General features: G+C 37.6%; 14 protein-coding genes. 9 read left to right on the top strand and 5 right to left on the bottom strand.

Translation table 11 applies throughout. From position 1 onward, the window contains the following. Positions 1–84 precede the first annotated feature (84 nt). Positions 85–858 carry a phosphosulfolactate synthase gene (locus tag B154_RS0100660; protein ID WP_018611045.1) on the top strand — a complete coding sequence of 258 codons (774 nt, stop codon included), beginning with the start codon at positions 85–87 and terminating at the stop codon, positions 856–858. After that, the gene (locus tag B154_RS0100655) at positions 855–1,604 is read left to right on the top strand and encodes a shikimate dehydrogenase family protein (RefSeq protein ID WP_018611044.1); all 750 of its coding nucleotides are present in this window, start codon (positions 855–857) and stop codon (positions 1,602–1,604) included. Before B154_RS0100660 ends, B154_RS0100655 begins: the two co-directional genes overlap by 4 nt. 127 nt (positions 1,605–1,731) lie before the next feature. Here the strand turns inward: B154_RS0100655 and B154_RS0100650 are convergent, their stop codons facing one another. The 4 genes from B154_RS0100650 to B154_RS0100635 all read right to left on the bottom strand — a co-directional run bounded on the left by B154_RS0100650 (position 1,732) and on the right by B154_RS0100635 (position 3,903). Next, positions 1,732–2,181, bottom strand: a complete 450-nt coding sequence (locus B154_RS0100650) for an acyl-CoA thioesterase (RefSeq protein ID WP_018611042.1) — start codon at positions 2,179–2,181, stop codon at positions 1,732–1,734. A gap of 15 nt (positions 2,182–2,196) precedes the next feature. Then, on the bottom strand, positions 2,197–2,421 hold the full coding sequence (locus B154_RS0100645; RefSeq protein WP_018611040.1) for a hypothetical protein: 225 nt from the start codon (positions 2,419–2,421) through the stop codon (positions 2,197–2,199). 131 nt (positions 2,422–2,552) lie between these two features. Then, on the bottom strand, positions 2,553–3,149 hold the full coding sequence (rdgB, locus tag B154_RS0100640; protein WP_033410887.1) for an RdgB/HAM1 family non-canonical purine NTP pyrophosphatase: 597 nt from the start codon (positions 3,147–3,149) through the stop codon (positions 2,553–2,555). A gap of 202 nt (positions 3,150–3,351) precedes the next feature. Next, complete coding sequence (locus B154_RS0100635; RefSeq protein ID WP_157580324.1) at positions 3,352–3,903, bottom strand: hypothetical protein; 552 nt, start codon at positions 3,901–3,903, stop codon at positions 3,352–3,354. Between the two features lie 63 nt (positions 3,904–3,966). Here B154_RS0100635 and B154_RS0100630 point away from each other — a divergent pair, with 63 nt between their 5' ends. The 4 genes from B154_RS0100630 to fusA all read left to right on the top strand — a co-directional run bounded on the left by B154_RS0100630 (position 3,967) and on the right by fusA (position 8,784). Next, positions 3,967–5,031 carry a branched-chain amino acid aminotransferase gene (locus B154_RS0100630; protein WP_018611035.1) on the top strand — a complete coding sequence of 355 codons (1,065 nt, stop codon included), beginning with the start codon at positions 3,967–3,969 and terminating at the stop codon, positions 5,029–5,031. Between the two features lie 174 nt (positions 5,032–5,205). Continuing rightward, complete coding sequence (gene rpsL, locus B154_RS0100625; RefSeq protein ID WP_018611033.1) at positions 5,206–5,586, top strand: 30S ribosomal protein S12; 381 nt, start codon at positions 5,206–5,208, stop codon at positions 5,584–5,586. A 118-nt stretch (positions 5,587–5,704) separates the two neighbouring features. Continuing rightward, positions 5,705–6,172: a 30S ribosomal protein S7 gene (gene rpsG, locus B154_RS0100620; RefSeq protein ID WP_018611032.1), complete on the top strand. Its 468-nt coding sequence runs from the start codon at positions 5,705–5,707 to the stop codon at positions 6,170–6,172. 464 nt (positions 6,173–6,636) lie between these two features. Then, positions 6,637–8,784: an elongation factor G gene (fusA, locus tag B154_RS0100615; RefSeq protein ID WP_018611030.1), complete on the top strand. Its 2,148-nt coding sequence runs from the start codon at positions 6,637–6,639 to the stop codon at positions 8,782–8,784. A 272-nt stretch (positions 8,785–9,056) separates the two neighbouring features. Here the strand turns inward: fusA and B154_RS30405 are convergent, their stop codons facing one another. Next, positions 9,057–9,752, bottom strand: coding sequence for a DUF4184 family protein (locus B154_RS30405; protein ID WP_018611028.1), 696 nt, complete (start codon positions 9,750–9,752; stop codon positions 9,057–9,059). 368 nt (positions 9,753–10,120) lie between these two features. Between B154_RS30405 and B154_RS0100605 the strand changes: the two genes are divergently transcribed. The 3 genes from B154_RS0100605 (at position 10,121) to B154_RS0100585 (ending at position 14,840) form a co-directional block, all read left to right on the top strand. Further along, positions 10,121–11,233 carry an MraY family glycosyltransferase gene (locus tag B154_RS0100605; RefSeq protein ID WP_018611026.1) on the top strand — a complete coding sequence of 371 codons (1,113 nt, stop codon included), beginning with the start codon at positions 10,121–10,123 and terminating at the stop codon, positions 11,231–11,233. 371 nt (positions 11,234–11,604) lie between these two features. Continuing rightward, positions 11,605–12,453 (top strand): polysaccharide biosynthesis/export family protein, encoded by an 849-nt coding sequence (locus B154_RS27315; RefSeq protein WP_157580321.1) that lies wholly within the window; start codon positions 11,605–11,607, stop codon positions 12,451–12,453. Positions 12,454–12,458: 5 nt separating this feature from the next. Continuing rightward, complete coding sequence (locus B154_RS0100585; protein ID WP_026259868.1) at positions 12,459–14,840, top strand: GumC family protein; 2,382 nt, start codon at positions 12,459–12,461, stop codon at positions 14,838–14,840.

Raw genomic sequence — 14,840 nt, 5'->3', positions numbered from 1 at the left:
TATGAATACGTGGCGTTAAATTATAGTTTCAGCTGCAATCCCTATTTTTGCGTTCCTACCAAAACTAAAATTAGTAACGCAGAAATGAATTTTAATTTAAGCCAGATACCTGTAAGAACACCTAAACCCAGAAAATACGGTATTACAATGATTATGGATAAGGGTCTAAGTGTAGTGGAAGCCGAGAACCTGGTAAGTGTAGGATCGCCTCATATCGATATTATTAAGCTTGGTTTTGGTACCGCATTCGTTACACCTAATTTACAACAGAAGATTGAAGTGTATCAAAAGGCGGGTATTGCTGTTTATTTTGGAGGTACTTTGTTTGAAGCTTTTTTAATCAGAAATCAATTTGAAGCGTATATTAAAATGATGCGTGATTTTGGTATCACATACGTAGAAGTCAGTGATGGTTCTATAACAATTCCTCATGCAGAAAAATGCGGTTATATAGAAAAACTGACAAAATTCGGAACCGTATTAAGTGAGGTTGGCAGTAAAGATGCCGCCCATATTATACCTCCTTATAAATGGATAGAACTGATGAAGGCTGAACTGGAAGCGGGATCTTCGTATGTAATTGCCGAGGCAAGGGAAGCCGGAACGGTAGGTATTTACCGCGGTACCGGGGAGGTCAGGGAAGGACTTGTACAGGAAATACTGACGCAAATACCTGCCGAAAGAATTTTATGGGAAGCCCCACAAAAAGATCAGCAATTATATTTTCTTGAGTTGGTAGGTTGTAATGTAAATCTTGGAAATATTGCACCTTCAGAAATTATTCCTTTAGAAGCGATGAGAATCGGTTTAAGGGGAGATACTTTTAATCTTTACCTTGACAAGCCGGAAATTGTATGAGAAAATTCGGATTAATTGGTTATCCTTTGTCTCACTCGTTTTCTCCTGCCTTTTTCGCTGAAAAATTTAAAAGAGAGGGACATTCTGATTGTGTTTATGAGGCTTTTCCTATAAAATCTATTGACGAATTTCAATCACTTCTAACAAACAATCCTGAGCTGGAAGGACTTAATGTAACAATACCATACAAAAAAGACGTTTTTCCGTTTTTGCAAAATTTTACAGAAGCAGTTGAGAAGACAGGCGCATGTAATTGTATTAAAATAAAAGAAGGAAAACTTACCGGCTATAATACTGATGTTATTGGTTTTGAAAAATCGCTGCTGCCAAATCTCACTACTGCCCATACTCACGCGCTTATATTAGGAACGGGAGGTGCCGCTGCTGCCGTGGAATTTGTTCTTAAGAAATTAGGGATACAATTTTTATTTGTTTCGAGAATTAGCAAACCGGGTAGTAGTTGTCTTACTTATGATGAAGTAACCAGGGAAATAGTTAATAAGTATAAACTGATAATAAATACAACTCCTTTAGGAATGTATCCTGTTGTAAATAGTTGTCCTGGTATTCCTTATGAACATCTTGGTAAAGAACATTACTTGTACGATCTTGTATATAATCCCGAACAAACTTTGTTTCTAAAAAAGGGAGCCGAAAAAGGAGCTATTACAAAAAACGGATCAGATATGTTGATTATCCAGGCCGAAGAAAGCTGGAAGATCTGGAATGAAGATACTACGCCCTGAACTGGAAGTGGTATTCTGTTTGAAAATTGTACTTTGCAAAGTATTTGAATCTGTAAAAGATAACGATGAAATAGGATTAAGGATTTTTACGGTATTTTCTGATTATTGAAGTTTGTCCTCTATATATTTATATTTTCGTCTCCATGTTAGCAGTTAATTTCTCGATAGCTTCTTTTGGCACAGGTACTCTCTTTTTGGCCGCATAATCATAGCAGGCCATTCCTGTTTTTACTTTTCCTGCCGTTATCCATTTATCACCTTCTTTTACTTCCATTAGATATAAAATATCAAAACCTAACTTATCAAAACCTGTTGCGGTTACTGATATTTTTACTTCATCCTTGTATACAAGCTCACGTTTAAATTCTATTCCGGCATCAGCCATTATTAAACCTGTACCGCCAAAGTTCAATTCCGTGTATCCGTAATGTTGTAAAAATTGTAGTCGTGCCTCGTGTACTAACGATAAAAACACATCGTTGCCCACATGTCCCCCGTAATTAACGTCGGTAATACGTATTGCAATGATTGTGGAAAAAGCGTAATTACCGGAAAGGGACACCTTTATTCTTTCCATTGAAAATAGTATCAGTTAACTCTCTTTTATATGACCTGAATATTTTAAAATTACTAACGCAACTAAACCTGCACTAAAAAACACGGTAAAGAAAAAGTTTAGACGACGTGCATTTCGTGATTTTAGAAAAGTATCTGAAATTAATTTTTCAGTATGTTTTCTTGCTGCATCCTGCTTATCCAAAATTTCTTCAATTTTGCCCCATACGTGGGGAGGAGGTATAATACACTGTCTGGTCATAGTAGTTTTGTTTATCAGAAATTGATACTTAACTCCAATAGAAGTTGAGTATTGAAAATAGGCACTGCTGCACTTGTTGCTAAAGACGATAAGATTGTTTACATAGTTGCAAATTTGTTAAAAAAAATCTCTTATTGGTACATTTTCTTCCCGTACTGGGACAAAAATGACAGTAACTGGGCGGTCGCTTTCTTTCTATGGCTATAAATATTTTTATCTTCAAGGCTCATTTCTGCAAAGGTGCGGGTGTCACCAACAGGTATAAATACAGGATCATATCCAAATCCTTTTTCGCCTTTAGGCTCTAACCCTATATGACCCTCACAACTCCCTGAAAACAGATGTTCCTGACCATCAATAATCAGTGAAATAACAGTGCGAAAACGTGCTTTGCGGTTTTCAACTCCGTTTAACAGTGTCAGCAGTTTTTGTATATTGTCTGTAAAGCTTCTTCCTTCACCTGCATACCTTGCACTTTTAACACCCGGCTCTCCATTAAGCGCTTCTGTTTCAAGGCCTGTGTCTTCGCTAAAACAATTTTCACCGGTCAGATTATAAATAGTCCACGATTTTTCACTTGCATTTTCCTCTAAAGTCTCATGCGGCTCCGGAATATCTTTTTCTATACCGGAGTCTTTCAAAGAAACCACATTGAACAAATCGCCAATAATGCTTTTTATTTCTGCAACCTTATTTTCGTTATTTGTGGCAAAAATTAATTTATTCATATTAGTTGGTAAAGGTATCATTATTAAAAATTGAATTACAATTACTTATGCAATTTTTATGCTTTCTACATGTACTTTTAATTGCAATAGCAATTGCTGTTTTACATTCTTGCTAATCCTTTTTTTCTTAATTGTGTTGAAAACAAGCAATGCCCTAAGAAGAGATAAAAATTCCTTTACAATATTGCTTTACAACCTTTCGTCAAATACCAAATAGCTGTTTTAAACTATTCCAAAGTTTGGTTTTTAATAATTTTCCTTCCTGGGTTTGTTTGTTAAGAGCTGAAAGCGCCGGAGCGAATAAGATGGTGCAGTCTGCATATTTCTGTAGTTGAAAAGGCGGTATTCTAAAGGGCAATTGAATGACGTCAGGCTCTACATCAAATAAAATAATTTGCCGGGCACTTAGTTGTTCTTCTATTGCTGCATAGTTTACATTTTTATCAGAAGCATTTACAATAGCAATATCTGCAATACTTAATTGACAAGCTTTTAAAATGTTTGATAAAAAAGATAGGTCTTCTTTATTTAGATGACCTGCACGGGGAAGATTAATAACAACAGTAATATTTTTTAGGTTTTCTCCGTCGTACTTTATTTTTTCAGCAGAAGCATCTGCTATATCATTTTCTGTTGATAACGGTTCTCCTTGCGACGTTTGTAATTCAGTTGAAAAATGATTTATATCAACAAGAGAACTTTTATATAGATCTGCTATTATAAAACCTGGTAATATAATTTTGTCCTCACTCATAAGCATTAATAATTTGGCGATTGGCACGCCTTTTTTTTGTTTCTTTGCGGTAAAATTAATACTATGGTTGCAGCACCAAATATAAATATTCAAAAAGTTGAGACCAGTAAGCTTCACTCTCTTTCTTTAGCAAATCTTCCTTTTGGTAAATATTTTACTGACCATATGTTAGAGGCTGATTATGAAGATGGGGAATGGAAAAATATTGAAATCAAGCCTTATCAGCCATTGCTGCTTGAGCCCTCAGTTGCCGCTATTCATTATGGCCAGGCAATTTTTGAGGGAATAAAAGCTTATAAAGACAAAAAAGGGAATTGCTATATTTTCCGGCCTTTGGATAATCTTAAGCGGTTTAATATTTCTGCTGAAAGAATGCAAATGCCAGCGATACCTGAAGATATTTTTATGGAAGGGCTGCGCCAGTTAATTAATATAGATAAGAACTGGATACCCGACCAGGCAGACCATTCATTATATATTCGTCCGTTTATGTTTTCCACCGATCCCTTTCTTGGTGTAAAACCGTCAGACACGTATAAGTTTATGATCATTTTAAGTCCTACTGGTCCTTACTACAGTAAGCCAATGCGGATCTACGTAGAAGAGAAATATACGCGCGCTGCTCCTGGTGGAATAGGATTTACCAAGGCTGCTGCTAACTATGGGGCAAGCCTGTTGCCGACAGAAGAGGCGAAAAAAAAGGGATACGACCAGGTGTTATGGACCGATGCTGCTGAGCATAAATATGTGCAGGAGATAGGTACGATGAACGTTTTCTTTGTAATAGGAGACAAGGCGTATACCCCCGAATTAGAGAGTGGAACGATACTGGCGGGTGTAACACGCGACAGCGTTATAACTATTTTACAGGATATGGGAATTGAAGTGATAGAGAAATCAATAAGCATAGACGAAATAATCGATGCTCATCGTGCAGGTAATTTACGAGAGGTATTTGGCACCGGTACTGCGGCAACCATTTCTCCTATTTGTGAGTTGAGGTATGAGGATTATGTAATAAAATTTGATACTGATAAATGGAAAGTATCACCGGAGATTAAAGAACGGCTCGATGCGATTCGCAGCTGTGAGGCGGCCGATACGCATGGTTGGATGTATAAAATCTGATTTTATAAGAAAAAGTTAAGGAGTAATTGAAACATTAATTTATAAATAATAGGAGGCTATAAGGAGCACAAACAAACGAATTTGTGTTAAATGAATATTTACCTGATATAAATTTTGGAATTTAATAATCATGTAATTACCTTTGCCGTCCGAAAAAAAATCAAAAGGTAACAAATGCCTACAATACAGCAGTTAGTTAGAAAAGGTCGAGAAATCATAAAAGCTAAGAGCAAATCAAGAGCGCTTGATGCTTGTCCTCAGCGTCGTGGTGTGTGCACAAGGGTTTATACTACCACTCCTAAAAAACCAAACTCAGCTTTACGTAAAGTTGCAAAGGTGCGTTTAACAAATAAAATTGAGGTGATTGCATATATACCTGGTGAAGGACATAATTTGCAGGAACACTCTATCGTACTGATTCGTGGCGGTCGTGTGAAGGATTTACCGGGTGTACGTTATCATATTGTTCGTGGCAGTCTTGATACCGCTGGTGTTAAAGATCGTAAACAAAGCCGTTCTAAATACGGTACAAAGAAAGTAAAAGCTAAGAAATAGTAGTAAGATTTTAGTAACAGCGAGTAAGTCTTTAATAGAAAGATTATACCGAAGAATATTGAAATTTGAAATAATTAAATAAACTGAAGCAGCTTGAGCTGCGCAAATAATAAGAACTATGCGTAAGACGCAACCCAAAAAAATACCTTTAGCACCGGATCCTAAGTTTAATGATAAACTGGTTACCCGTTTTGTTAACAACCTGATGTGGCAAGGTAAAAAAAGCATTGCCCTGACCATTTTCTATGATGCGTTAGACAGAGTTGCAAAGCAAACCAATGAAGATGGTTATGAGATTTGGAAAAGAGCTTTGTCAAATGTAACTCCGGGTGTAGAGGTAAGAAGCCGTCGTATTGGTGGTGCAACTTTCCAGATACCTTCTGAGGTTCGCCAGGACAGAAAAATTTCTTTAAGTATAAAGTGGTTGGTTCGTTTTAGCCGCGAAAGAAATGGACGTAGTATGGCTGAAAAGCTTGCAAATGAAATAATTGCAGCAAGCAAAGGTGAAGGCGGAGCCTTTAAAAAGAAAGAAGATACGCATCGTATGGCAGAAGCAAATAAAGCTTTCTCTCATTTTAAAGTTTAAGTAGAATTATTATAAATGATATAAAAGCCGCCTTTTTTTAAAAAGGTGGTTTTTTATTTTGACGTAATAACCGAGTTTTTGCGGCTAGCCAATTTTATAGCTGATACAGGATAACCTATCGATGCTTTTGCATCCTCCTTAAAGTAACTTCGGTATAACAATTTGCCGCTGGCAGCCGGATAATGATATAAAGTTTAAAAGTTTTTGGACTGTAAATGATTGGATCGCAGCTAACTTTCGACAATTATTAACGATCTCTTCCGTTTTTTACGTGGTAATTCCTTAACTTTGCGCCTCCAAACCCTACCCCCTTTAAAGGAAGAAAAAGGCTGTTGATTATACCGCTTTTAGAAGCTTATCGGTGGTTTATGGTACAAGTGAGTGACACAACGATGTTTAATCGTCGATTAAATGCTGGTTAGTCACAAATAAACAAAGTCAAATAACAATTACAAATAAAAGTCATGTCGGACTTAAGATATCAAAGGAACTTCGGTATTGCGGCGCACATTGATGCGGGCAAGACAACTACTACAGAGCGTATTCTGTATTATACTGGTGTGAACCATAAAATTGGTGAGGTGCATGATGGCGCTGCAACAATGGACTGGATGGCGCAGGAACAGGAGAGAGGTATTACCATCACTTCGGCTGCCACTACCTGTTTCTGGAATTTTCCTACCACCCAGGGACAGAAAAACGCTAACACCAAGCAATATAAATTTAACATTATTGATACTCCGGGCCACGTGGACTTTACCGTAGAGGTTGAACGTTCCCTTCGTGTGCTTGATGGATTACTTGCATTATTTTGTGCGGTGAGCGGTGTTGAACCTCAGTCTGAAACCGTTTGGCGCCAGGCTAACCGTTATAAAGTACCAAGAATTGGTTTCGTAAATAAAATGGACCGCAGCGGTGCTGACTTTTTAAATGTTGTTAAACAAGTAAGGGAAATGCTAGGCGCTAAAGCGGTGCCTTTGCAATTGCCTATTGGTGCAGAAGACAACTTTAAAGGTGTTGTTGACCTTATTACCATGAAAGGTATTATATGGGATGAGGAAACAAGGGGCATGACATTTAAAGAAATACCTATTCCTACTGACATGCAGGAAGAAGTAGAGCAGTACAGGCAGGAATTGATAGAAGCTGTAGCTGAATACGATGATAAACTATTGGAAAAATTCTTTGAAGATCCTAATACGATTACAGAGGATGAAGTTCATGAAGCTATCCGTAAAGCAACCATCGACCTTTCTATCATCCCTATGATGTGTGGATCATCTTTTAAAAACAAAGGTGTTCAGACCGCATTGGATGCGATTGTACGCTACTTACCTGGTCCTTTGGATATTGAAGCTATAAAAGGTACAAATCCAGAGACAGGTGAAGAAGTTATTCGTCACGCTGATCCTAAAGAACCATTTAGTGCGCTTGCATTTAAGATAATGACTGACCCTTTTGTAGGTCGTCTCGCGTTCTTCCGGGCTTATTCTGGTCGTTTAAACTCAGGTTCATATGTATTGAACGTGCGCACAGGTAAGAACGAGCGTATCAGCCGTATCATGCAAATGCATGCAAACAAGCAAAACCCGGTAGATTTTATCGAAGCGGGTGATATTGGAGCTGCAGTTGGATTTAAAGATATTAAAACAGGAGATACACTTTGTGATGAGAAACATCCTATCACGTTAGAAAGTATGACCTTTCCTGAACCCGTTATTTCTGTTGCCATTGAGCCTAAAACACAAGCGGACGTTGATAAAATGGGTATGGCGATAGCTAAACTGGTTGAAGAAGATCCTACGCTAAGAGTTAAAACCGATGAAGAAACCGGCCAGACGATCCTAAGCGGAATGGGTGAATTGCATCTTGAGATCATTATTGACCGCATGCGTCGTGAGTTTAAAGTTGAAATTAACCAGGGTGCACCCCAGGTTGCCTATAAAGAAGCGTTCACTACCAAGGTTGAACACAGAGAGACTTTGAAAAAGCAAACAGGTGGTCGTGGTAAGTTTGCTGATATCGTTTTCGAAATTGGGCCTGCTGATGAAGATTTTATCAAAGAAGGAAAAGGAAACTTCCAGTTTGTAAATGATATTTTTGGTGGATCAATTCCTCGTGAGTTTGTTCCTGCCATTCAAAAAGGTTTTGAACAATCAATGAATACTGGTGTACTGGCTGCTTACCCCGTAGAAAGCATGAAAGTGCGTGTATTTGATGGTAGCTTCCACGCTGTTGACTCCGATGCTATGAGTTTTGAGCTTTGTGCAAGAGGTGGTTTCCGTGCCGCTGGAAGAAAAGCTAAGCCTGTTCTTTTAGAACCTATCATGAAAGTTGAGGTTACTACACCTGACCAATACATGGGTGATGTAACAGGTGACCTTAACCGTCGTCGTGGTATGTTAGAAGGGATGGATAGCCGTGGCGGTCTCCAGGTGATAAAGGCTAAAGTGCCATTGAGTGAAATGTTCGGGTATGTAACACAACTTCGTTCATTGTCTTCAGGCCGTGCAACCTCTACCATGGAGTTCAGCCATTACAATCCTGCGCCAAATAACGTTTCTGAAGAAGTTATGGCTAAGCAGAAAGGTAAATTGAAAGTAGAAGATTAACATCTGGAAATCCTTCCGGATCTTTAAATAAGATAGCCCCGCTTGTTAAAAGCGGGGTTTTTGTTTTTATGTATCTCCATGTTTTGGGAACAACCTGCAATTTTCCTCTATAACTTTTTTATAAGCGAGTAGAATAAATTATGGTAAAAGTCCATTTACCAACAATCAAATTATATTTCGTTTAATAGAAAGTAGTGAAAGTAATATAGCCGGATACTAAATCCTTCCCAATGCAGTGCTTAAAACCCAAAGAGCAAAGGAGGCGAAATTTATTAAGCTATTCTTATAAACCTTTTATTCTTCACTTTTTGAAAAATACAGGTAACAATTGATCCTATAAAGAAACCTACAATAGCAGCTATTCCAAGTTCCTGCAAGTCCGAGGTTGATAAATAGGTAAAATACATTGCAGCGAGGGTGATTACGAAAACTGGCAACCAAAAGAATAAATAGTAACTCTTTTGTGTATTCTTTCCCTTTGGCATGTTTAGAACTAACAACGCTATTACCGCCGCTCCTACCAGGCTATTAGCCTCCCAAAAAACAGAATAATGTTCCTGCTGGTCAATTATGTGAACGGTTTTATGTGTCAGCTTATCCCAGATAAGATGCGATAAGATACCGATAACAAGGGAGCTTGTCAGAAACAGAAATTCCTTGCCGCTGTTTAGATTTCTTGTAAATGACGTGAATTTTGAAAATCTCCGGTTTAAGAAAACGGGCAGGTTTTCAATGAATTCCTTTCGAATAAGGTAATTAAACAGATAAACAAGTAGCAACCCAAGTGGCAGATCAAACCAAAAAATGCCAGCCCAAGTATGACTGTAAACGCTGTCGTGCTGCATCCTGAAAAAATATTCAAAATCAGGCGTAATGCTGCCGATGACAAGGCCCGTAACAGAAATCCATTTTTTAGGAATAAGAGAAAGGGGTAAAACCGCAGCGGGATGTGAAAATGTAAAGGGCACCTGTATTTTTTAAAAAATTAATTAATTAAAGTGGCAGGCAATGGAATAGAAATTGCAAAGTAAGCTTTGCATGCCGTTATAATTTAAACGGGATCGTTAATTTTTTATTGAATTTTTTAATGCTTTTTTATGGAGTTGCTACAATCCGATTGAAAAAAGAAATAAATATGTGACGGAACGTTATTGTGAATGTTTTTTCCTGAGTTTATGTTATCTGATTGATTTAGTTGATATTGTCCGGTTAAAAGTTAAAATAAACCTTTATTCAAATGCGTTATAAGAATAAGTTTTAAAGCGCTCTAATTTCGCGTCTTCTTATAAAATTATCTTAGAAAAGCCACAACGTACTTCATTAATAAACCGTCCCAATGGAACAAATTTTATTTGTAAGTATTCTCGCTTTTCTTACTACTTTATTTGCCATTCCAAGAATTATATATGTTTCAGAGAAGAAAAACTTGTTTGATAATCCTGACTCTGTAAGAAAACTTCATAAGCAACCTATATCGTCTTTAGGAGGTTTAGGTATTTTTCTTGGGTTTATTATTTCTATTTTATTGATGGGCAATTTCTTTCAGCTTTATGAATTTCAATATTACGTCGCCTGTTTTATATTGATCTTTTTTGTGGGTATCAAAGACGACCTTGTAGAAATATCTGCAATTAAAAAATTTATCGGCCAGGCTTTAGTAGCATGTGTCCTTATGTTTAAAGCTCACCTTCTTATAACCAATATGGCCGGCTTTTTAGGAATAACACACATTTATTTTTCTTTTAGTGTTTTTCTTACCTTTTTTACAATTATTGTTATAATTAATGCCTTTAATCTTATTGATGGTGTAGATGGTCTTGCCGGAAGTCTTGGTTTAATAAGCTCCCTTGTATTCGGAACATTTTTTCTCGTAAACGGTAATATACCTTACGCCTTGTTAGGTTTCGGTTTTGCCGGAAGTCTTGTTGCTTTTTTAATATACAATTTTCAGCCGGCCAAAATTTTTATGGGTGATACAGGATCGCTGTTAATGGGGGTGGTAAACAGTATATTGGTGATCAAATTTATTCAAAGCGGTACTAATTACCATTTATTTTCCGTGACTGCGGTACCTGCTATAGGTTTTTCAGTGCTGCTACTGCCGCTAATGGATACTTTACGCGTTTTTGGAATTCGGATCTTCCACGGATTGTCACCCTTTACTGCAGACAGAAATCACATTCATCATTTGCTCCTTGACAGGGGATTTACTCATAGGAACATAACATTTACTTGTTCGGCGATAAGTATATTGTTTATTGTAGCGGCATTTTTATTACAAAGTGCTGGCACCACATGGCTGATTGCAGGTCTTATTTCCTGTTTTTTTGTTATTATTTTTAGCATAAAAAGACTACCAGTAAAAGTTCCGATGAGAGTTGTAAAAAATGAGAATAAAATCAATTTAAAGTCGGAAGAGGAACAGTTGCCATCCCGACGAACGAATTGATAATGTTCGGACTTCATGCTTTTTGCAGTACAAACGCTCATGAAAAAGGATGCAGTAATAAAGTCAAAAGGTTGTAAAAATGAACCGCCGCCTACTAAATTTTTTGTTCAATTACTCTTTATTCCTATAAATTTACCGCTAAAATATTTGCAATGTAAGGTCTGTTTTGCTTTACTTTGACTGAAACCCACTCTTTAATATGTACAATGACTTTCCTGCAAATATGAAAGTTATTCCTTTATTAAAATGGTTTGTAAAAGACACGGGATATAAAGACCGTGTTTAAATTTATTGCAATAACTTAAAGACTCAGACGTTTTAATGTGACTGAGGGAGGCGAAGCCGTAAGCAGTCGTACGATAAATCCAATTATGAGAAGCAGAAATCTGGTATGTATTTGTTTAATATTCTTTTTTTATAGTACCATTTTTCTTCTGGCTTGCAACCCTCAAAAAAAATTAAGTTCACTGGTGTATTTTAATGAGCAGGGCGATACCACACTGGCCAAATCGATTCAGAATTATGAGCCTCTCATCCAGCCTGGGGACCGGCTAAGCATAATCGTAAATGCATTGGATCCGGCCTCTGCTGCACCTTATAATTTAGGTTCGTCAGCCACTATTTCATCTGCAGGTACAATGTCAGGGTCATCTTCCTCTCTGGGTTCGACCTCTTCCGGCACAGGCAATAACGGTTACATTGTAGAATCTGATGGCACAATCCATTTTCCTCAGCTTGGCAAAATTCGCGTTGCGGGAATGCTAAGAAAGCAACTCGTCGATACACTGTCCCAAAAACTTATAAGATATTTGACTGACCCTATTGTAACGGTTCAATTTTTAAACTTTAAAATTACCGTATTAGGAGAAGTTGCAAAGCCCGGAACCTTAAGTATTCCTGATGGGAAAGTGACGCTGGTAGAAGCAATAGGTTTAGCAGGAGATCTTCCCATTACTGCGCGACGCGATAATATACTTGTGATCCGCGAAAAAAACGGGGAAAGAGAATTTGGTCGTGTAAATATGCTTTCTAAAAATGTATTTAGTTCACCTTATTTTGTTTTAAAGCAAAATGATGTGGTGTATGTTGAACTTACAAAAGAGAAAGTCGCGGCAACTGACCAGTCTTCTTCCATACTAAGAAGTAATATTTCTCTTATAACCGCAGGAATTTCCGTTGTTAGTACGATACTGATTTTAATAGTTAATTTTAGAAAATAAGCAGATTGCACATCGCCGAAAACTCCCTCTCTGGTTTGCAAATACACAAAGACAAACATAAAATTACTCCAAAAGAGTTCCTTTTTAAGTACCTCGTCTATCTGCCGTTATTCATAATATCGCTGGCTATATCAGTTACTATAGCTTATTTATACTTACGGTACCAGGTGCCTTACTACAATTCCTCTGTGTCTGTTCTTATAAAAGATGACAGAAATTCGCAGCCCTCTGATGCGTTAAATGAAATTGTGTTGTTTAAGCCCAAAACAAACCTTGCCAATGAAATAGAAATTTTAAGATCGGCGAGCCTGATGACGAAAGTTGTAAAAGCTATCCATTTAAATACGCAATATTGGGTTGAGGGTAATGTAAAGAGAAGTGAAGTCTATGGAAGCCTGCCTTTTAGTTATGAATCGATCTCTCAAAAAGACACTAATTCGGGGTACACGCTTGTACTTAATTTTAATAAAAAAGGACATTTCCAGGTGCAGGGGTTGGCCGGTCAATGGTACCGGCAGGGAGATATTGTGCATGGCCACCAGGGGGATTTCAGAATAACAAATATCAGTAAGCAGGGAGTTAATCCTGAATATAAATACATTATTCAGTGGCTTCCTCCTTTCCAGGCGGCAGGGGCAATCGCTTCTGGTTTAAGCATTCGCCAATTAAACAGGGATGCTACTATTTTAAGCATTAATGTAGTTACAGAAATTCAACAAAAAGGAGTTGATATTTTAAATGAACTAGTTAAAGCTTACAATAATACTATTATTGAAAACAAGAACAAGGTAATTGAAAATACGGTAAAATTCATTGATGGCAGATTGATATTGCTGACATCAGAATTAGGTAAAGTGGAACAGGGCCTCCAGGAATTTCGCCAGAAAAATGAGATCATCGATATACAGAAACAGGGTGAACTGCAGTCTGACGAATTAAAAAGTACCAATGAAAAACTGGGAGAGCAGGAAATAAGATTGCAAGTGATTGAGATGCTGCAGCAATATATCAGCAGTCCCGGTAAAAAATACAGCCTTGTTCCTTCTTCGCTTGGTATAGAAGATCCTACATTACTCGCCTTGGTTACTAATTACAACCAGTTACAGCTTGAGAGGGAAGAAAAGTTAAAAACAATGCCCGAAGCTAACCCGGTAATACAGGTAATGGATAACCAGATAGAAAAGGTAAGGGTAAGTTTACTTGAGAACCTTTCTAATATAAATAGGGCCGCGCAGTCTTTACGAAATAATCTCCTGGCAGAATATAATAATCTGAGAAGCCGGATAAGGCAAGTTCCGTCAAAAGAAAGAGAATTGCTTGAAATCGAACGCCAGCAAGGTATAAAGGAAAAGCTATACCTGTTTTTATTGCAAAAGCGCGAAGAGTCAGCTATTACAGTCGCCTCAAGTATTTCTAATGCATCTTCTATTGATCCAGCTACGTACTCCGGCAGTCCCGTAAGCCCTGATCGCAGCGGAACATACCGGTTAGCTCTTATTGCAGGTCTTCTGATACCGGCTGGTTTTATTTACCTGCTTGAGTTATTAAATGATAAAGTAACCGACAAAGCAGACATTACAAGGGCGACAGAAATACCTGTAGCGGGAGAAATCGGCCATCTTAAGATCAGGGACAGGAAACTGGTTGTAGGTGAAAAAGACAGAAGTGTTATTGCCGAGCAATTCAGAGTGGCACGGACAAACCTGCAATTCTTTATTACAGATAAGAAAAGCCCTGTCATTCTTATTACTTCTTCGATAGCCGGGGAAGGGAAAACGTTTACTTCTATGAACCTGGGAGCGGTATGGGCTTTAACCAATAAAAAAACTGTTATACTTGAGCTGGACCTTCGTAAACCGAAGATCTCCAAAGCTTTGGATCTGCTTGATAGAAAAGGGATCAGCAATTATATCATTGGCGATGCCCGAAAAGAAGACTTACCGGTTGCTGTTAAAAATACCAGCAACTTGTATGTAGTTCCGGCAGGACCTATTCCTCCCAACCCGTCTGAACTGATGCTGGATGAGAAAATAGGCGAGTTATTTTCTTATCTTAAAGCGAATTTCGATATCATAATTATTGATTCCGCCCCTCTCGGCCTCGTAAGTGATGCTAAGATTTTAAGTCGCTACGCTGATGTAGTGCTTTTTATAGTACGACAACGCTATACGCCTAAAAAGCAGCTCAATTTTATTGATGATTTATATGCGAAAAAAGCATTTCCCAATATGTCTTTGTTGGTCAACGATGTTAAGTTAACCGGTATAAATTCTTATTACGGTTATGGTAATAGCTACGGATATGGTAACAGCATGTCGTATAATTATTCATATGGTGAAAATGAAAAAGAACCATTGTTAAAGAGGCTGTTTCAATTTTTTACATAA

It is taken from the genome of Segetibacter koreensis DSM 18137 (assembly GCF_000374045.1).
GTDB lineage: Bacteria > Bacteroidota > Bacteroidia > Chitinophagales > Chitinophagaceae > Segetibacter > Segetibacter koreensis.
Note: the sequence above shows the minus strand (reverse complement) of the source record. Positions and strands in the feature narration are given on the sequence as shown.

Coding starts and splice junctions, on each gene's coding strand:
- rpsG (WP_018611032.1), top strand. CDS start 5,705: ATGCGTAAGACGCAACCCAAAAAAATACCTTTAGCACCGGATCCTAAG.
- B154_RS27315 (WP_157580321.1), top strand. CDS start 11,605: ATGAGAAGCAGAAATCTGGTATGTATTTGTTTAATATTCTTTTTTTAT.
- B154_RS0100605 (WP_018611026.1), top strand. CDS start 10,121: ATGGAACAAATTTTATTTGTAAGTATTCTCGCTTTTCTTACTACTTTA.
- B154_RS0100660 (WP_018611045.1), top strand. CDS start 85: ATGAATTTTAATTTAAGCCAGATACCTGTAAGAACACCTAAACCCAGA.
- rdgB (WP_033410887.1), bottom strand. CDS start 3,149: ATGAATAAATTAATTTTTGCCACAAATAACGAAAATAAGGTTGCAGAA.
- rpsL (WP_018611033.1), top strand. CDS start 5,206: ATGCCTACAATACAGCAGTTAGTTAGAAAAGGTCGAGAAATCATAAAA.
- B154_RS0100630 (WP_018611035.1), top strand. CDS start 3,967: ATGGTTGCAGCACCAAATATAAATATTCAAAAAGTTGAGACCAGTAAG.
- B154_RS0100635 (WP_157580324.1), bottom strand. CDS start 3,903: ATGAGTGAGGACAAAATTATATTACCAGGTTTTATAATAGCAGATCTA.
- B154_RS0100645 (WP_018611040.1), bottom strand. CDS start 2,421: ATGACCAGACAGTGTATTATACCTCCTCCCCACGTATGGGGCAAAATT.
- B154_RS0100650 (WP_018611042.1), bottom strand. CDS start 2,181: ATGGAAAGAATAAAGGTGTCCCTTTCCGGTAATTACGCTTTTTCCACA.
- fusA (WP_018611030.1), top strand. CDS start 6,637: ATGTCGGACTTAAGATATCAAAGGAACTTCGGTATTGCGGCGCACATT.
- B154_RS0100655 (WP_018611044.1), top strand. CDS start 855: ATGAGAAAATTCGGATTAATTGGTTATCCTTTGTCTCACTCGTTTTCT.